The sequence below is a fragment of the Thioalkalivibrio sp. ALMg9 genome (genome assembly GCF_000380625.1).
Classification (GTDB): domain Bacteria; phylum Pseudomonadota; class Gammaproteobacteria; order Ectothiorhodospirales; family Ectothiorhodospiraceae; genus Thioalkalivibrio; species Thioalkalivibrio versutus.
Window position 1 is genome coordinate 823,026 of the sequence record NZ_AQYC01000009.1, and the last position, 17,275, is coordinate 840,300.

At 64.9% G+C, this 17,275-nt stretch carries 20 protein-coding genes and 1 tRNA gene; 6 read left to right on the forward strand and 15 right to left on the reverse strand.

The features are described from left to right. The first annotated feature begins 36 nt into the window (after positions 1-36). From flgA to F792_RS0112980, 4 genes are all read left to right on the forward strand, one after another. Positions 37-714, forward strand: a complete 678-nt coding sequence (gene flgA / locus F792_RS0112965) for a flagellar basal body P-ring formation chaperone FlgA (RefSeq protein ID WP_018169965.1) — start codon at positions 37-39, stop codon at positions 712-714. Positions 715-853: 139 nt separating this feature from the next. Beyond that, entirely contained in the window at positions 854-1,168 is a 315-nt protein-coding gene (gene flgM / locus F792_RS0112970) for a flagellar biosynthesis anti-sigma factor FlgM (RefSeq protein WP_018169966.1), read from the forward strand. 15 nt (positions 1,169-1,183) lie between these two features. Then, a complete protein-coding gene (locus F792_RS0112975; protein WP_018169967.1) occupies positions 1,184-1,669 on the forward strand; it encodes a flagella synthesis protein FlgN in 486 nt (161 codons plus the stop codon). An 82-nt stretch (positions 1,670-1,751) separates the two neighbouring features. Next, a complete protein-coding gene (locus tag F792_RS0112980) occupies positions 1,752-2,468 on the forward strand; it encodes a flagellar brake protein (protein WP_018169968.1) in 717 nt (238 codons plus the stop codon). 83 nt (positions 2,469-2,551) lie between these two features. Here F792_RS0112980 and F792_RS0112985 read toward each other — a convergent pair. The 11 genes from F792_RS0112985 to F792_RS0113035 form a co-directional block, all read right to left on the reverse strand. Then, positions 2,552-2,628: transfer RNA gene (locus tag F792_RS0112985), tRNA-Pro, on the reverse strand. 251 nt (positions 2,629-2,879) lie between these two features. Further along, positions 2,880-3,236 carry a MerR family transcriptional regulator gene (locus F792_RS0112990; protein ID WP_018140933.1) on the reverse strand — a complete coding sequence of 119 codons (357 nt, stop codon included), beginning with the start codon at positions 3,234-3,236 and terminating at the stop codon, positions 2,880-2,882. Continuing rightward, the gene (locus tag F792_RS0112995; protein WP_018140932.1) at positions 3,220-3,519 is read right to left on the reverse strand and encodes an integration host factor subunit alpha; all 300 of its coding nucleotides are present in this window, start codon (positions 3,517-3,519) and stop codon (positions 3,220-3,222) included. The genes F792_RS0112990 and F792_RS0112995 overlap by 17 nt, the downstream gene beginning before the upstream one ends. A 3-nt stretch (positions 3,520-3,522) precedes the next feature. After that, positions 3,523-5,883, reverse strand: coding sequence for a phenylalanine--tRNA ligase subunit beta (gene pheT, locus F792_RS0113000; RefSeq protein ID WP_018169969.1), 2,361 nt, complete (start codon positions 5,881-5,883; stop codon positions 3,523-3,525). After that, positions 5,883-6,911 carry a phenylalanine--tRNA ligase subunit alpha gene (pheS, locus tag F792_RS0113005; protein ID WP_018169970.1) on the reverse strand — a complete coding sequence of 343 codons (1,029 nt, stop codon included), beginning with the start codon at positions 6,909-6,911 and terminating at the stop codon, positions 5,883-5,885. Before pheS ends, pheT begins: the two co-directional genes overlap by 1 nt. Before the next feature lie 189 nt (positions 6,912-7,100). Beyond that, positions 7,101-7,460 carry a 50S ribosomal protein L20 gene (rplT, locus tag F792_RS0113010; protein ID WP_018145454.1) on the reverse strand — a complete coding sequence of 120 codons (360 nt, stop codon included), beginning with the start codon at positions 7,458-7,460 and terminating at the stop codon, positions 7,101-7,103. A 20-nt stretch (positions 7,461-7,480) separates the two neighbouring features. Next, positions 7,481-7,678, reverse strand: a complete 198-nt coding sequence (gene rpmI, locus F792_RS0113015; RefSeq protein WP_017942014.1) for a 50S ribosomal protein L35 — start codon at positions 7,676-7,678, stop codon at positions 7,481-7,483. 102 nt (positions 7,679-7,780) lie between these two features. Further along, the gene (infC, locus tag F792_RS0113020) at positions 7,781-8,299 is read right to left on the reverse strand and encodes a translation initiation factor IF-3 (RefSeq protein ID WP_081620152.1); all 519 of its coding nucleotides are present in this window, start codon (positions 8,297-8,299) and stop codon (positions 7,781-7,783) included. 22 nt (positions 8,300-8,321) lie between these two features. After that, complete coding sequence (thrS, locus tag F792_RS0113025; RefSeq protein WP_018169972.1) at positions 8,322-10,238, reverse strand: threonine--tRNA ligase; 1,917 nt, start codon at positions 10,236-10,238, stop codon at positions 8,322-8,324. A gap of 150 nt (positions 10,239-10,388) precedes the next feature. Next, complete coding sequence (locus F792_RS0113030) at positions 10,389-11,375, reverse strand: MBL fold metallo-hydrolase (protein ID WP_018169973.1); 987 nt, start codon at positions 11,373-11,375, stop codon at positions 10,389-10,391. 162 nt (positions 11,376-11,537) lie between these two features. Then, positions 11,538-12,242: a TVP38/TMEM64 family protein gene (locus tag F792_RS0113035; protein ID WP_018169974.1), complete on the reverse strand. Its 705-nt coding sequence runs from the start codon at positions 12,240-12,242 to the stop codon at positions 11,538-11,540. Positions 12,243-12,302: 60 nt separating this feature from the next. Here F792_RS0113035 and F792_RS0113040 point away from each other — a divergent pair, with 60 nt between their 5' ends. Next, positions 12,303-13,289 (forward strand): serine/threonine protein kinase, encoded by a 987-nt coding sequence (locus tag F792_RS0113040; protein WP_018169975.1) that lies wholly within the window; start codon positions 12,303-12,305, stop codon positions 13,287-13,289. Between the two features lie 231 nt (positions 13,290-13,520). Here F792_RS0113040 and F792_RS0113050 read toward each other — a convergent pair whose 3' ends face one another. The 4 genes from F792_RS0113050 to F792_RS0113065 all read right to left on the reverse strand — a co-directional run bounded on the left by F792_RS0113050 (position 13,521) and on the right by F792_RS0113065 (position 16,149). Next, positions 13,521-14,291, reverse strand: a complete 771-nt coding sequence (locus F792_RS0113050) for a DUF2063 domain-containing protein (protein WP_018169977.1) — start codon at positions 14,289-14,291, stop codon at positions 13,521-13,523. Continuing rightward, complete coding sequence (locus tag F792_RS0113055) at positions 14,284-15,168, reverse strand: DUF692 domain-containing protein (RefSeq protein WP_018169978.1); 885 nt, start codon at positions 15,166-15,168, stop codon at positions 14,284-14,286. The genes F792_RS0113050 and F792_RS0113055 overlap by 8 nt, the downstream gene beginning before the upstream one ends. Beyond that, a complete protein-coding gene (locus tag F792_RS0113060) occupies positions 15,158-15,454 on the reverse strand; it encodes a hypothetical protein (protein ID WP_018169979.1) in 297 nt (98 codons plus the stop codon). Before F792_RS0113060 ends, F792_RS0113055 begins: the two co-directional genes overlap by 11 nt. 74 nt (positions 15,455-15,528) lie before the next feature. Beyond that, a complete protein-coding gene (locus F792_RS0113065; protein WP_081620153.1) occupies positions 15,529-16,149 on the reverse strand; it encodes a DoxX family protein in 621 nt (206 codons plus the stop codon). 180 nt (positions 16,150-16,329) lie between these two features. Between F792_RS0113065 and F792_RS0113070 the strand changes: the two genes are divergently transcribed. Further along, positions 16,330-17,262: an AraC family transcriptional regulator gene (locus F792_RS0113070; RefSeq protein WP_018169981.1), complete on the forward strand. Its 933-nt coding sequence runs from the start codon at positions 16,330-16,332 to the stop codon at positions 17,260-17,262. Positions 17,263-17,275: the final 13 nt, after the last annotated feature.

The window sequence follows — 17,275 nt, forward strand, 5'->3', positions numbered from 1 at the left end:
CGAACCCTTCCGCGTCTCCTTGCCGGAGTCGCCCTCTTGTTCACCCTGGTGCTGCTGTCTACCAGCGTCCGGGCCGAAGTGCACCCGGTTGACGACATCCGTCACGCCGCCGAGCAGTTCCTGATTCAGGAACTGGGCGTTACCGATAGCGAGGAGGATGTTTCCATCGAGATTGGCCAGCTCGACAAGCGTCTGCGCCTCGTCCCCTGCACGGACGGCCTGGAAGCGCGTTTCCCACCCGGCGGGCGGCGTGACGGCAACACCGCTGTCCATATCCAGTGTGCCGGCCCGGTGACCTGGCAGTTATACGTGCCGGCAACCGTCGAACGTTACGCCGAAGTGCTGGTTGCGAACCGCACCCTGCCGCGCCAGCACACCCTCTCGGCGGGCGACCTGCGTTTCCAGCGAATCGAGACCTCGCGCCATGCCGGCAGTTATCATGAGGAAAAGAATGCCCTGATCGGCCAACAGACCCGCCGCAGCATCCGCCCGGGTCAGATCATCGGCACCCAGCACGTGAGCCCGCGCGAGATCATCAGTCGCGGCCAGCGGGTTACCATCCTGGCAGAGAACGGCTCGATCGCCATCCGCATGCAGGGCGAAGCGCTGGAGAACGGGACGCTCGGCGAGCGAATCCGCGTCAAGAACGCATCCTCCGGGCGCGTCGTCGAAGGCGAAATCCAGGCCTCCGGCCACATCCGGGTAGCGCTTTGAGGCCTCGCCACACCAGGCACGCCGATGATTTTCGAAGCGGACTGTGAAGCCCGTTACACTTTTCCGCCCCCGGGGCCTACAGTTTCAGCACCGCTGGCCGTAAACAATTGCAGCACAGTTACAACGACAGGAAGGCATCATGGATATCAAGGGCCTCAACACGAACAGCCTGCGCCCCGACAGCCAGAATCCCGGGGTAAAGGGTCGCGACGAGTCCGGCAACACGACGAGCCGTGCGCCGGCCTCCAGTAACGCATCGGCGCCAAACAATGATTCGGTCACGCTCACCGGGGCCGCCCAGGCGATGAATGCCGCGGCCGGCGCGGGTGACACCGCACCCTTCGACGCCGCCCGCGTTGCCGAACTGCGCGAGGCGATCTCCAGCGGCAATTATCCGGTGGACAACCAGCAGCTGGCCGATCGCATGATCGACCTCGAAAGCCTGCTGCGCTAACCCGGTCTATCGCCCATGAATGCCGACGCGCACCACAAACTGCAACGCTCGCTCGAGACCTCAATCCGGCTGGCTCATCAGCTGGAAGAGAGCCTGCTACAGGAGACGCGCGCAGTCGAAGCGCGCCAACCCGATACGCTGCAGGACGTGGTGACCGGCAAGCAGACCCTGCTGCATGAGCTGGAAACCGAGACCCGCAACCAGCAAGGCCTGGTCGAGGCCGCCGGCGAGGCCTTCAGCCCCGAGGGCGTCGCGCGCCTGTTCTCGAAGATGGACGATGGCGTAGTACTGAACGACCTGTGGCAAGCCCTGCGCCAGTCCATCGAACGCTGCGACACTCTGAATCAGGGCAATGCGCGCCTGATCGACCGTGACCGCCAGCGCGTGGAACTCTCCATGCAGATCCTCCGCGGCGAGGAAACCGGCCCCGCGGCCACCTACGACCCGTATGGCCGCGCCCGCCCCGGAAGCCGCGGCGGACGCCAGATCACCCAGGCCTGAGAGCCCGGTCCTGGTGGAGGCTGGCTTTTCGCGGCATCCACCAGTACCTTGCGTCCTCACACTTTCCTAACACTTCGGACGCATGGACGACACCGACTATACCGTCGACAAGCCGGACCGGATTGCCGGCATCCTCAAGGACCTCGACCACAAGCTCACCGTCGTGAGCGTTCGCGTGGATACCGACGGCCCCCTGTACACCTCGGCCCTGGTCCGTCTGGACCCAGCCGCCAAGGAACTCTTTCTCGACGAGCTGACCCCGCCTCGGGCGCACCAGCAGGTCCGTGCCGGCATGGACTTGCGCGTATTCGCGGCGCTGCGCGGGGTCGCAGTGCGATTCGGCACGCACGTATCACGCATCGAGCAGGAGCAAAAAGGCGCGCTCTACGTCTGCACCTATCCGGAGACTTTGCACTACCTGCAACGCCGCGAAACGTTCCGCGTGCACATTCCGATGGCACAGCGCCCTCAGATCGAACTCCATGCGAAGGCCTGGAGGGATCCCGTGATCGGCGAGGTTGCCGACCTCTCTGCCCAGGGCATGTGCATCGAGCTGCCCACCACCCTCCTGGATGCGCTTGAGGAGCAGGCGAACCTGGCCTTCGAGAACCTCTTGCTCCCCGATGTCAGGGAACGCCTTTCCGGGAACCTGCGTCTGGCCAACCGTCGCCGCAGCACACGTGATGGCTTCGAGTTTGCGGGCTTCGAGATCGTCGGCATGACCCAGTGGATGGAACGCCAGACCAACATCGCCCTGCTCCATTACCAGCGCGAGGCACGCCGCCGCTCGATGGATTGAGCCTGAGCCCAGGCGACGCCGCAACCTGCAACCCCGAACACAAAAAAGGCCGCTTGAAGCGGCCTTTTTTGATCGTTCCTGTTTGGTCGGGACGGCAGGATTTGAACCTGCGACCCTCTGCACCCCATGCAGATGCGCTACCAGACTGCGCCACGCCCCGAAGCCGCGAACTATATCCGATTCCCCGCCTTCACGAAAGCGTCGGCCACCCCATTGCAGCGAGATCCGTGCGGACCATTCGTGTCAAGTACACCGAGAGTGGCGTATTGATGCGATTCGCTACGCTCATCGCATCCTACAGAGGGGGAATTTCGAATTGGAGTTGGGTTCAGACGGACACCGTAGGATGCGACGAGCGTAGCGAATCGCATCAACACAACGCCCGGAAGCCACCCCCGCAGGGTCGGAGCCTCAGGCGCGCAACACGCGCAGAACCGACTCGAGCTCGGAGATGGTGTCCTGGATGATCTGCTGGGCCTGCTGACGATCACCCTTGGCCTCGTCGCCCGAGAGCTTCTGACGGGCACCATTGATGGTGTAGCCCTCTTCGTACAGCAATGCGCGAATCTGACGGATCAGGATCACGTCCTGACGCTGGTAGTAGCGGCGGTTGCCGCGCCGCTTGACCGGCTCCAGCATCGGGAATTCCTGCTCCCAGTACCGCAGCACATGCGGCTTGACCTGGCACAGCTCCGCGACTTCGCCGATGGTGAAGTAGCGCTTGCCCGGGATGGCGGGCAGTTCCTGGTGGTTACTCGCCTCCAGCATAGCTCTCTACCCGCTCGCGCAGTTTCTGTCCCGGCCGGAAGGTCACCACACGACGCGCGGAAACCGGAATCTCTTCGCCCGTCTTGGGATTGCGCCCTGGCCGCTGGTTCTTGTCGCGCAGGATGAAATTCCCGAACCCGGAAAGCTTCACGCCCTCGCCGGTCTCCAGCGACTGCCGCATCTCCTCGAAGAACATCTCGACGAATTCCTTGGCCTCGCGCTTGTTGAGACCCAGTTCCTCGTTTAGCGCGGCGGCGAGATCCGCCTTGGTTACAGCTGCCATCGGCTATTGTCTCAAGGTTGCGTTGAACCGGGCCTGGAGATGCTGCACCACCGCGTCGGTGACGCCAGCCACGTCCTGTTCGCCTAGGGTGCGATCAAAAGCCCGTAAAATCAAGCCCAAAGCCAGGCTTTTTTCGTCCGGATTCAAGCCTTTGCCCTGGTACACATCGAACAGGCGAACGTCCTGAAGGATCTCCAGGCCAAGCTCGTCGATGGCCGCCAGCACATCGCCCGCCGCCACCGACTCGGCCACCACCAGCGCCAGATCCCGACGGATGGACGGGTACGGCGACAACGGCGAGAACTGCGCCACCGGGGCTTGCACCACGGCAGTCGCGTCCAGATCGAACAGGTAGACCGGATCCACGTCGAAGCGCTCGCACAACGCCGGGTGCAGGCGCCCGACCCAGCCGATCGGCTGCCCGTCGACCAGTACCCGTGCGGATTGCCCGTCATGCAGCGCCGGATGACGTTCCGCGCGAAAGCCGAGCGCGCCGGCGACGCGTTCGCACAGGCCTTCCACGGTGCCCTTGGCGTCGAAGAAATCGACCTTCTTCGCCTCGCCTTCCCAGGCTTCCGGAGCCACCCTCCCACCAAGCAGGCCGGCCAGTCGCGGCTCCTGCCGCAGACCGGACGCATCCGGAACAAAGCGCAGGCCATGCTCGAACAGGCGCAGGTCCGATTGCTGGCGCGCCTGGTTGTAGGCGGCAGTGGTCACCAACCCGGACCACAGTCCCGGGCGCATCACCGCCAGATCGGACGAAATGGGATTCGCCAACGCCAGGGGCTCCACGTCCGGGTAGAACGCACTGGCGGCCTCGCGAGCGATAAAACTGAAGCTGATCACCTCATGGAAGCCCTGGCGGGCAAGCCCGTTGCGCAGTGACCGCAGACCCCACTCCGGCGTCACCGGCGCAACCGGCTTCGGGAGTGTCTGCGGCAGGGCGTCATAGCCGTGCACCCGGGCCAGCTCTTCGATCAGATCCTCCTCGCGTTCGAGGTCGAATCGGGCCCGCGGCGCGCGTACCGACCAGCCGCTCTCGCTTGTCTCGATGCGGCAGTCCAGTGCCTCCAGGATCCGCTCGACCTCGGAAGCCTCTAGGGTCACCCCGAGCAAGCGCTGGACACGATCCGGGCGCAGGACGATCGCCTGTTCCGCATGGGAGGCCGGCGTCGCGCCCACTTGCTCGACCGGGCCGCACTGCCCGCCGCAGAGTTCCAGCAGCAGCTGGGTCGCGCGTTCCATCGCCTGCGGGACCAGGGTCGGGTCGACACCCCGCTCGAAACGGTGGGAGGCATCGGTATGCAGGCCGTGGGCCCGCGCCCGACCGGCCAGGGCGCGCGGTGCGAAATGCGCACATTCGAGGATCACGCGGGTGGTGGTGGCATCGACCGCGCTGGCGGCGCCGCCCATCACTCCGGCCAGCGCCAGGGGGCCGTCATCACCCGCAATGACCAGATCCTGCGGCGACAATTTCACCGTCTGGTCGCCTCCGAGCAGCGTCAGGGTTTCCCCTTGTTTGCCCTGGCGCACTTGGATCGGGGCGCCCGTGCGATCGGCATCAAAGGCGTGCAGTGGCTGGCCCAGTTCCAGCATCACGTAATTGGTCACATCCACGATCGCGCTCAGCGCGCGTACCCCGGCACGGCGCAGGCGTTCGGTCATCCACAGCGGCGTCGCGGCCTTGGCGTCCAGGCCCTCCAGGACCCGGGCGGCATACAAGGGGCAGGCCTCCGGATTCTCGATGACGACGCTCACCCGGGCATCGCTGGCGACGTCCACGGCCGGCATCGCCGGGGCATGCAGCGGCCGGTCCAGCAATGCCGAGCACTCCCGCGCAATCCCGCGCATGCCCAGGCAATCGGCCCGGTTCGGCGTCAGGTCCACTTCCAGGATGGTGTCGTCCAGCCCCAGCGCCTCACGCAGGTCCTGGCCGGCCTCCAACGTCGTCGGCAGCGACATCAGGCCTTCGGCATCATCCGCCAGGCCAAGCTCGCGAGCGGAGCACAGCATGCCCTCGGAAGCCACGCCGCGTAGCTTGGAGCGCTTGATACGAAAATCGCCGGGCAATACCGCACCGACCACCGCCACCGGCGCCCGCATCCCTTCATGCACGTTGGGCGCGCCACAGACGATGGTCAGCGGCTCCGCCTCGCCCACTTCGACCCGGCACACGCGCAGGCGATCCGCGTCCGGGTGCGGCTCGACCGCCACCACGTGGCCCACCCGCACCCCACTGAACGCGGGCGCCGCCGCTTCCATCGCATCCAGTTCCAGACCCGCCATGGTCAGGCGATGGCCCAGTTGTTCCGGGGTCTCGTCGATCTGCAGCCATTCCTGCAGCCACTGCACACTGATACGCATTAGCCTGTCTGCCCGAATTGCCCGATGAAGCGGATATCGTTGTCGAAGAACAGCCGGAGGTCATTCACGCCATGGCGCAGCATCGCCATGCGTTCGACGCCCAGGCCAAAGGCAAAGCCGGTGTACTGCTCGGCGTCGATCCCCACGTGACCCAGCACGTTGGGGTGCACCATCCCGCAACCCATCACCTCCAGCCAGCCGGTGTGGCTGCAAACGCGGCAGCCGTGACCGCCGCAGTGCACGCACTGGATGTCGACCTCGGCCGACGGCTCGGTGAACGGGAAGTACGACGGCCGAAAGCGCGTGGCCAGATCGTCCCGATCAAAGAAGGCCTGAAGAAATGCACTCAACACGCCGCGCAGATCCGCGAACGTGATGTCCGTATCCACGCAAAGCCCTTCCACCTGGTGGAACATCGGGCTATGCGTCAGATCCGAATCGCAGCGATACACGCGCCCTGGCGCGATCACGCGAAGCGGCGGGCGCTCCTGTTCCATGGTGCGGATCTGTACCGGCGAGGTATGCGTGCGCAGCACGCGGTGGGCATCAAAGTAGAAGGTGTCGTGCATCGCCCGCGCCGGGTGATGCTCGGGGATGTTCAGGGCCTCGAAGTTGTGGAAGTCATCTTCCACCTCGGGGCCCTCGGCCACGCGGAAGCCCAATCCGGCAAAGAAGGTCTCGATGCGTTCCAGGGTTTGTGTAATGGGGTGCAGCGCGCCATCAGCCTGACGCCGCCCCGGCAGGGTCACGTCGACCTGTTCGCCCGCCAGCTGTTCCGCCAGTGCGCTCTGCGCCAGGGCCTCCTTGCGCGACTCGATTAGGCCGGCGACCTCGGTTTTGGCCTCGTTCACTTTCTGCCCCGCCGCCGGCCGTTCCTCCGCCGGTAGCTTGCCCAGCTCCTTGAGCTGTGCCGTGAGTGCGCCCTTCTTGCCGAGATAGTGCACCCGGACCTCGTCCAGCGCCTTCAGGTCCGTGGCCCCTTCGACGCGCTCGCGCGCCTCGGCGACCAGCTGTTGCAGTTGTTCCACGACTTCCCCCGACTGGTACGGGCCTCCCCGGCCCCCTATTCGCCTGCAAGGCAGCGGCCCCCGAGTGCGGGCCGCTGCCTTGCAGGCGCCTCGTTTCCTGTTCCCGAAACAAAAAAGGGAGGGCATCGACCCTCCCTTCTCGGGACCCGCCGGCACACCGCCGGCGGGCAGTCCTTCAGGCCCTGCGCCTCAGGCCGGCAGTGCAGCCTTGGCCTTCTCCGCGATCTTGCCGAACGCGGTCAGGTCGTGCACGGCCAGATCGGCCAGGGTCTTGCGGTCGATATCGATCTCGGCCTTGTTCAAACCGTTCATCAAACGGCTGTAGGACAGATCGAACTGACGGGCCGCCGCATTGATGCGGACGATCCACAGCGACCGAAACTGACGCTTCTTCTGGCGACGGTCACGGTAGGCATACTGACCGGCCTTGATGACGGCCTGGTTGGCAACGCGGAAGACGTTCTTCCGGGCGCCGTAGTAGCCCTTGGCTTGCTTCAGGACTTTCTTGTGACGGGCGTGAGCGGTTACACCGCGCTTGACTCGTGGCATGTCTCGATTCCTCGGTCAGTTCAACGGTACGGCAGCAGCTTGCGCACGGCCGGGGCATCCGACTCGTGCACCATTGCCGGACTGCGCAGGTGACGCTTACGCTTGGTAGGCTTCTTGGTCAGGATGTGGCTGCGGTGCGACTGGAACCGCTTGAACTTCCCCGACCCGGTACGGGTGAAGCGCTTGGCCGCACCCCGATTGGTCTTGATCTTCGGCATTACTCTCTCCGGCATTTTGGGCCGTACCCACTGCGGGCCGACCGTTTATGAAAAAGCGATGCGGGTATGCGGAAACCCGATCGCCCTTGTCGTCTGACGGACTTACTTCTTCTTGCCCGTCAGCACCATGATCATCTGACGTCCTTCCATCTTCGGCCGCTGTTCCACGACCGCGATATCAGCCATGTCTTTCTCGACCTTGTCGAGCAGCTCGCCACCCAGTTCCTGGTGGCGCATCTCGCGCCCGCGGAAGCGGATGGTCACCTTGCCCTTGTCACCGGCCTCGATGAAGCGGCGCAGGTTGCGAAGCTTGACGTTGTAGTCGCCCTCGTCCGTACCCGGACGAAACTTCACTTCCTTGATCTGGATCTGCTTCTGCTTCTTCTTGGCTTCCTGCGCCTTCTTCGCCTGCTCGAACTTGAACTTCCCGTAATCCATGATCCGGGCCACGGGCGGCTCGGCATTCGGCGAGATCTCGACCAGGTCCAGACCACCTTCCTGGGCCATTTCCAGGGCCTCTGCAGTGCTGCAGACACCGCGATTCTCGCCTTCGGCGTCGATCAGTCGGATCTGCGGACTCGTGATCTGATCGTTCAGGCGGACCGTTTTCGCTGCGCTAATAGCCTTCTCTCCAGTTCAGGGTTCAGTGTTGGCGACTGCCGACCTCCTCCCGGAGGCGTTCGCCGAAGTCCTCGAGGCGCATCACGCCGAGGTCTTCCCCACTCCGCGTACGCACCGCCACCTGCCCATTTTCCATCTCCTTGTCTCCAAGGACCAGCAGGTACGGCACGCGCTTGAGCGTGTGCTCGCGAATCTTAAAGCCGATCTTCTCGTTTCTCAAGTCGGCCTCGACCCGGAACCCCATCGCGCGCAGTGTCTTCGTGACCTCGCGGGCGTATTCATCCTGCCTTTCGGTAATGGTCAGCACCTCGGCCTGCACCGGGGCCAGCCACGCCGGGAAGTGTCCGGCATAGTGTTCGATCAGCACGCCGAAGAAGCGTTCCACCGAGCCTAGCAGCGCGCGGTGGATCATGATCGGACGGCGTCGCTCGTTGTCCTCGGCGACGTATTCCATGTCGAAACGCTCGGGCAGATTGAAGTCCAGCTGTACCGTGGAGCACTGCCATTCGCGGCCGATCGCATCGTGGATCTTGATATCGATCTTCGGACCGTAGAAGGCACCGCCGCCCTCGTCCACCGAATAATCCAGGCCCTTCTTCTCGATCGCCGAGCGCAGCGAAGCGGTCGCGTGTTCCCAGATTTCATCCGAGCCGACCGCATCCTCGGGCTTGGTCGACAGGTTCACGTCGAACTTTTCGAAGCCGAAGGTCTGCAGAACCTCGAGGGTCAGGTCGATCACGCCCATGACCTCGGCCTCGATCTGGTCCTCGCGGCAGAAGATGTGGGCATCGTCCTGGGTAAACCCGCGCACGCGCATCAGCCCGTGCAGCGCACCGGACATCTCGCGGCGGTACACCGTGCCCATCTCCGCCCAGCGCAGCGGCAAATCGCGATACGAATGCAGCCGGTCCTTGTACATCAGCACATGAAACGGGCAGTTCATCGGCTTGAGCTGGAAGGACTGGTGTTCGTCCTCCATCGGCTCGTACATGGACTCGGCGTAGAAATCCGCGTGGCCGGAGGTCTTCCACAGCTCCAGGTTCGCGATATGCGGCGAGACCACGAAGTCGTAACCGGCCTTCTCGTGCATGTCGTACCAGTACTTCTCGATCTCGCGGCGGATGCGCGCGCCCTTCGGGTGCCAGAACACCAGGCCACCACCGGCCTCGTCCTGGATCGAGAACAGATCCAGCTCCTGGCCGATCTTGCGATGATCGCGGCGCTCGGCCTCCTTCAGCCGATCCAGATGCTCCTTCAGCTGATCCTTGTTCGGCCAGGCGGTACCGTAGATACGCGTCAGCATCTCGTTGTCGGAGTCCCCCCGCCAGTAGGCACCGGCCACCTTGGTCAGCTTGAAGGCCTTCAGCTTGCCGGTGGACGGGATATGCGGGCCCCGGCAGAGATCGACAAAGTCGCCCTGCTTGTACAGCGAGATGTTCTCGCCCTGCGGGATGCTCGCGATGATCTCGGCCTTGTACTTCTCGCCCATGTTGCGGAAGTACTCCACCGCCTCGTCGCGGTCCATCAGCGAGCGCTCCACCGGCAAGTCCTGCTTGGCCAGCTCCTTCATGCGCTTCTCGATCTTCTCCAGATCCTCCGGCGTGAAGCCGCGGTCATAGGCGAAGTCGTAGTAGAAGCCGTTCTCGATGGTCGGGCCGATGGTCACCTGCGCGTCGGGAAACAGCTGCTTGACCGCCTGCGCCATCAGGTGCGCGGTCGAATGCCGGATGATCTCCACCCCTTCCGGGTCGCGGTCGGTCACGATCGCCAGCGCGGCGTCTGTGTCGATCTCGTGGCGGGCATCGACCAGTTCGCCATCGACCTTGCCGGCCAGGGTGGCCTTGGCCAGGCCGGGACCGATGTCCTTCGCCACGTCCAGCACGGTGACCGGGTGATCGAACTCGCGGCGGCTGCCGTCGGGGAGGGTTATTGCGGGCATTGCGAGGCTCCTTCGCCGACCCATACGCGGGGTCGAACGTCGCGTATCAGAAATTTGGAGTTGCCGGAAACGACAACGGCGCGAAGCATACCATGTGCCCCGCGCCGTCGGCAGATCTCCCGGGCTGTGGCCGGGATTACCGTGCGGTTGTTACATGTTGCCTTCGATGAACAGGTAGGTCCGGTTCACGTTCGGGCGGTGCCAGTCATCGTAGTGGCGCAGGTGCTTGAACTGTTCCAGATCCGCCAGGCGGTCGACCACCTCGCCCAGCGATTCCCAGTCCTCGATGCCTGCCGTCACCTCGCGCACCAGGAGTTCCAGGTAATCACCCGTATCCTGGCGTGCCTCGGCCATGTCGGTCGCGCGGCCGTGCCCCGGCACGACGATCTCCGGATCGATGGATTCCAGGTGCCGGAAGGCCTCGAGCTTCTCCACTGGATTGCTGAAGGGATGGATGCCCAGCATGCGCTCGGTGTAGACGATGTCACCGGTAAAGACGACGTCCTCGCCCGGAAGGTGAACCATGATGTCGCCCGGGAAGTGGGCATCCCCGGCATAGATCAGCTCGAAGTCCACACCGCCCACGGTCAGGGTGTATTCATCGGCATCGATGGGGTTCGGTGCCGGAACCGGCTGGGTGCCCTCCATCGCCTCTTCGCCCACGGAATTGGCCAGCGAGGCGATCTGCCCCTCCCCGCGATCGGCCTGGGTGCTCGCGGTCCGCTGCAGCGCAACCAGCTCCGCCCCCTGCTCGTGGAAGTAGCCGTTGCCCAGCCAGCGGTGGTCCTGGCTGCCCACCGAAATCACGTGCGTGATCGGCTTGTCGGTGACCCCGGCAATCGCCTTCTCCATGCGCTGGGCGACCTGGTAGCTCGGCCCCGAATCGATCAGCACCACGCCTTCGTCGGTCACCACGAAGCCGGTGTTATTGGTGAAACCGAGATTGGTCGGCGTGCGGTTCTCGAGCGAGCCGTAAAAGTAATGAACCCGGTCGGTCAGCTGAATCGGCTCCAGCACCTTCTCGATCGGACGATCCAGCGACTCTTCCTCCGCCTGCACGGCGGCCATGCCGAAGCCCATCAGGCCCAGCGCGAGGAAGGCCACCTGACCCTGGCGCAACAAAACATTCAATGTCATGGAAAACTCCTTGTGTCGTTCGCGCCCCGAGTCGGACAGCGCACGCAATATGTGACGGGATCGTTCGTTGAACTTCGAGATTGTGTCCGGCGGTGCGCGCTCCACGGCCGCCTCCCAACGGTAAACCCTATTATATACGCGATGGCAGATACTGCGTGCGTCTTAGTCCGTGCCCGGGTTCTCCAATCGACCCCGCCTGCGGCGCACGGCATTCACCAGCCAGCGCGCCAGGAGCGGAAAAAGCCCCGTGGCAACCAGGGACAGGACCAGCACCGGCGAGAGAATGCCCTCGATGCCATCAAGCCGCCCCAACTGCGTCCCGGCATTCGCGAACACCGCCGTGGCCGGCAGCATCCCCACGAGCGATACCCAGAAATACGTCCAGATCCGGATCGGCAACAGGCCCATCCCGGCGTTGATCAACAGGAACGGGAACACCGGAATCATCCGCAGCGCGAACAGGTAGAACGCGCCCTCGCGCTCAAAGCCCGCATTGATGCGCCCAAGTTGGTTCTTGTAACGACGCTGAACAGCATCGCGCGCCAGCGCCCGCGCCACAACAAAGGTCAGGGTCGCCCCCAGCGTCGAAGCCAGCGACGACAGCACGGTGCCCCAGACCACGCCAAACAGGGCACCGCCGGCCAGGGTCATCACCACGATCCCCGGCACCGAAAAGGCGGCCACCACCATGTACAACAGGAAGAACACCCAGGCCGTGACGAACGGGTGCGCGACCCGCCAGTCCTCCACCTGCAGGCGCGCGACCTGCAGGGTCTCCAGATCCAGACCCGGGCCCATCGCAACCACCAGCCAGACGGCGACGAGACCCACCAGGGCAACAACCAACCCCCAGTAATAGCGATTCAATCGCGACTCCTCGCGGTCAATTTGCCGGAACCATGCGCGGCAAACCCGTACACTGCAAGCATGCATGCACATCCGTACGACGAACTGAAACCCGGTGTCATCCTCGACGCGGTGGAAACGACCGGTCTGCGCTGCGACGGGCGCCTGCTGGCCCTCAACAGCTACGAAAACCGCGTCTACCAGGTCGGCATCGAGGACACCACACCGGTCATCGCCAAGTTCTATCGTCCGCAACGCTGGACACCCGCCGCCATCCGCGAGGAACACGGCTTTAGCCAGGAACTTGCAAGCCGCGAGATCCCGGTAGTCGCCCCTCTGGCCGATCCTGAAGGCGAAACCCTGCACGATCACGCCGGGTTCATGTTCGCCGTCTACCCGCGCTGCGGCGGCCGGGCGCCGGATCTGGAGCAGCGCGACACCCTGGTCCGCATCGGCCGCTTCATCGCGCGCATCCACGAGGTCGGACGCGCCGCCCGCTTTCACGAGCGGCCGGTCCTCGATCCCGTCCCGCGTGGCGAGGAGGCGCGCCAGGCCGTTCTCGACTCCGGCTTTCTGCCCCTGGAGCTGGAATCCGTGTACCGCGATCTCAGCGCCGACCTGCTGGGGCGAATCCAGCGGGACCTCGACACGATCGGGCCGGTCCCACAGCTGCGGCTGCACGGCGACACCCACCCCGGCAACATCCTGTGGACCGACGACGGCCCGCACTTTGTCGATCTGGACGACGCCTGTACTGGCCCCGCCATGCAGGACCTGTGGATGTTCCTGTCCGGCGAACCACCCGAGATGGCCTGGCAGATGCGGGCCCTGCTGGAAGGCTACGAGACCTTCGTACCGCTGGATCGCCGCCAGCTCGGTTTGATCGCCCCGCTACGCACCCTGCGCATCCTGCGCCACGCCGCCTGGCTGGCCCGGCGCGCCGACGACCCGGCCTTTGTCGACGGCTTTCCGATCTTCTACACGCCGCGCTTCTGGGAGGATCACATCCTCACCCTGCGCGAGCAGGCCGCCGCCCTCGACGAACCCGCCCTCGACCTGGGTTACTGAGGCCCGGTCTCACCGCAGGTTCCGGATCAGCTCCAGCACCGAGTCGCGGGTATCGTCGAGGCACGAGAGCACTATCAGAAAAGAGACAATGGCGCCGCCGTACCGAGGCAACTGCGCCCGTATCCGGTGGCGCCTGGGGGACAGCGATTTCCTGCTTCCCTTGCGGCTGCCCTGGACGTTGCCCATGTCCGGGCGTCCGGGTCTGCGACGTGCGCGTCCGGTCCCTCCGCCTCAGGCGGATGCGCGGTCAGTGCGGGTCCCCACAATGGCACCCAGCCCGTGGTAGTGCTGCAGCAACTGGCGTCCACTGGCCACCAGCTCGCCCGAGAGTTCCAGCCCGAAATCGCCGGCCACCCGGCGGATCTGTTCGTCGCCGGTCGCCGGTGTCTCGATCACCCGCCACAGCAGCCGGGCGCCGAGCGGGTTCAGCTCGGCAAACCGCACCCGCTCCTCCCCGGTGCGGTACGCCAGCAGGTAGGTGGGCGCCTCTCCCGGTTGATCGGGCTGGAAGTCGGCCCCGATCCGGTGCACCGGGTACTCGTAGGCCAGCAGCCGCGCGGCGGCCGAAAACACCGGAACCTGAGCCATAAGATCACCGTCCGGCGTCACATCCGGAGGTTGCGTGGTATGCGCATAGACCAGTTCGGTCTCCACCCGCTCGTAGTGGGCCAACTCGGCCAGGAAGGGCAGATCGCCGGGCTGCGCCGGGCGTTCTTCCGCCAGGTAGCGCACGAACTCCGCCGCCAACTGCGGAAAATACGGCGTCTCGCTGCCATGATCGCGATAGAAGTCGCGCACCAGCTGTTCCCAGGCGGCCGCCTCCAGCAGTCCCCGCAGGACCGGGAACCCCCGGGCCAGCAGGTTGGCCACGTTGTTGAAGAACAGACGCCGGTAGATCGCCAGGCGCCGGCTCTCGATCCCCTCCGGGGCCGGATAGCGCTCCGGGTCACGCAAGTGCCGCGCGAATGCCTCCTGCACCTGCTGGAAATCCGCCTCAGGCATGCAGGAGCCGCTCTTCCTGGCCGGCGCGCGCCCGCAACTGCAGATCCCGAATCCGGTCGGTCTCCGCCAGCAGTTCCTCCAGCGGCGGAAAGTTGAAGTCGCGCTCGAGCAGGGTGGGCACCGGCCCGATGCGCGCATAGGTGGCCTCCAGCACCGCCCAGACATCGGAACAGATCGGCTGGCCATGGGTGTCGACCCGCAGGTCCGGGGCCTCCTCCTCGTGCCCGGCAATGTGCAGGTAGCGCACTCGCTCCAGCGGCATTGCATCCAGGAACTCGGTCGGCTCGTAGCCGTGATTGATGCTGTTGACGACGATGTTGTTCACGTCGAGCAGGAGGTCGCAGTCGGCCTCCTCCAGCACGGCCCGCACGAAGGTGATCTCGTCCAGTTCGGCCCCCACCGGGGTGTAATAGGAGACATTCTCCAGCGCCACCCGGCGCCCGAGGATGTCCTGCACCTGGCGCACGCGATCGGCAACGTAGCGCACCGCCTCCTCGGTGAACGGGATCGGCATCAGGTCGTACAGATGCCCCTGGCCGTCGCCACAGGCGGAGAGATGCTCGCTGTAATCCTCGATCCCGTGGGTATCCAGGAAAGTGCGCAGGTCCTGCAGGAAGGTCTTGTCCAGCGGGCGCGGCCCGCCGATGTCGAGAGACAGCCCGTGACAGACGAAGGGCTGGGCCTCGGTGTATTCGCGAAAGATGCGGCCCAGACGTCCGCCCAGGTGCATCCAGTTCTCCGGTGCCGCCTCGAAAAACCCCAGACGTTCCGTCGCCTCCGGGGCCTCGGCCAGCGGGCCCAGCAGGGCCCGCCGCAAGCCGAGCCCGGCGCCGCTGACGCGGGCCGGGTTGGCAGGGTGGACGACCTTAGCCGCCACAGGTCCCCTCGCCACAGGCGCCTTCGGAATCCTTCTCGTCGCCGTCCGAGCCACCGCAGGTGCCCTCGCCGCAGCTGCCTTCACTGTCCTTGGTATCGCTCGCGCCACCACAAGTGCCTTCGCCACAGGAACCCTCGGCCAGCATCAGCGGCGACTGGCCGCCCTGCTGATAGCCGTGGTTCAGATCGGCCGAGGCAAACACCGGGCTGGTGGCCATGGCCATGCCGATTGCCGCCGTGCCGACGGCACCGGCCAGGGTCTTGGTGGAAAACAGATCGTTCTTCATGGTCGTACTCCTCGTGTTGCGATGATGGATCCGCTGGACCCGTTGTGTGATGGCTGCTGAAACAGCTCTTGGAGTTATCCCCTGCTCATCATCCTCCGACGGATGTAATAGTCGATGCTGACGTAGCGTCCCGCTCCCCAGAAGAACAGGACCAGCAGCATCACGAAGAAGGTCGCGGCCATCTCGATCCCGTTGTTCACGATCGCGAAGTTTCCGGTCTCGGTCAGCCAATTGTAGTTGCCGTGCTCCTGCAAAATGGACTTGGCCCGATCCAGGCGCATCTGTGCCTCCTTGATCCCGGAACAGTTGAACAGGCACATCATCGGATCGGAGATCCGTTGCCACCCGTGTTCCAGATGCACGGTCACGGCCGCCACCACCATCGTGATCATCAGCGGGATCGAGAACCAGCGCATCGCCAGTCCGAGCAGCAACGCGATCGCACCCAGCACCTCGGCATACGCGGACAGCATCACCATCAGATAGGGGAAGGGCATGCCCAGCCCCCAGTCCGCGTTGCCGTACCACATCACCACGTTCTCTTTCGGCAGGATCCCGTCCAGCTTGTTGGTCCCCGCCATCCAGAACACCGGCGCGAGGTAGAGCCGCAACAGCAGGGGCGCCAGGAAGTCCGCGCCTCGCGTCCAGTCCAGCCAACCCTGCAAGCGCACTGCCAAGGTTCCAGTCGCAGCCATCGTCCTGATCTCCTTTTCCCCTTCTACTGGGTATAAAGCCTAGACCGCGGGCTCACGCTGTACGCGGGGTGATCCGCCGGCTTTTATGTCCGATCGTCCGGGACCACGCGGAGAGGCCCGTGACGCCCGGCAACCGGGCGCCCAAAGGTCTAAGGTGAAGAAAGGCAAAAGGAAGGTTTGATGGACATCAGCCCCCACGAAGACGTGCTGTCGACGGTTCTGGCCGCCTACAACTTGCGTGCCCGCATCGACACCAACCCGCGCCTGTGCGGGGAGTGGCAGCTCAGCACGACGGGCTCGGGGAATGCCAGCTTTCACCTGGTGGGGGAAGGCGGATGCTATCTGCACATGGAGGCGATGGCCCCCGTCTGGATGGAGGCCGGCGATCTTCTCCTGCTGCCGCATGACGACTGGCACCTGATGTCCAGCCGCGACACCGTGCCCGACCGCGACAACCACCTGACGCTGGTGGAAGGCGAGGATCCGCCGGATATCCCGGTCACACAGCTCCTGTGCGGCCACTTCGAGTTCGATTCCGGCCGCCGCAACCCGATCCTGGCCGCGCTCCCCGATCACATCATCATCCGCCGCCGCGAATCCGGCGACCGGCTGTCACACCTGGCGGACCTGATGAACATCGAACTCGCGGAACGTTCCTCGGGCTACCGGCCCGTGCTGGACCGCCTCGCAGACACCCTGTTCGTGATGGCCGTGCGCCACCACATCTGTTCGCAACGCGAACACTCGGAGGGATCGCTGCTCGCCGCCCTGGCCGACGACCGCATCCGCCGGGCACTGGATGCCCTGCACGCCCACCCGGAGGCGGCCTGGACCCTGGAGGGGCTGGCCAGCGAGGCGGCCATGTCGCGCAGCAGCTTTGCCGAACGTTTCCACGCGCTGGTCGGCCAGACGCCCATCGACTACCTGACCCAGTGGCGGATGGTCCTGGCGGAACGCCTGCTACGTGACGGGCGGGAGTCGGTCGCGGGCGTGATGGACGCGGTGGGCTATACCTCGGAGGCGGCCTTTCGCAAGGCCTTCAAGCGGGTGCACGGTTTCGGGCCGGGGCGCATCCGGCAGCTACTGCGCCGGCTCGGTGCCGGCCAGGCTTGAGCCAAAGAGCGGA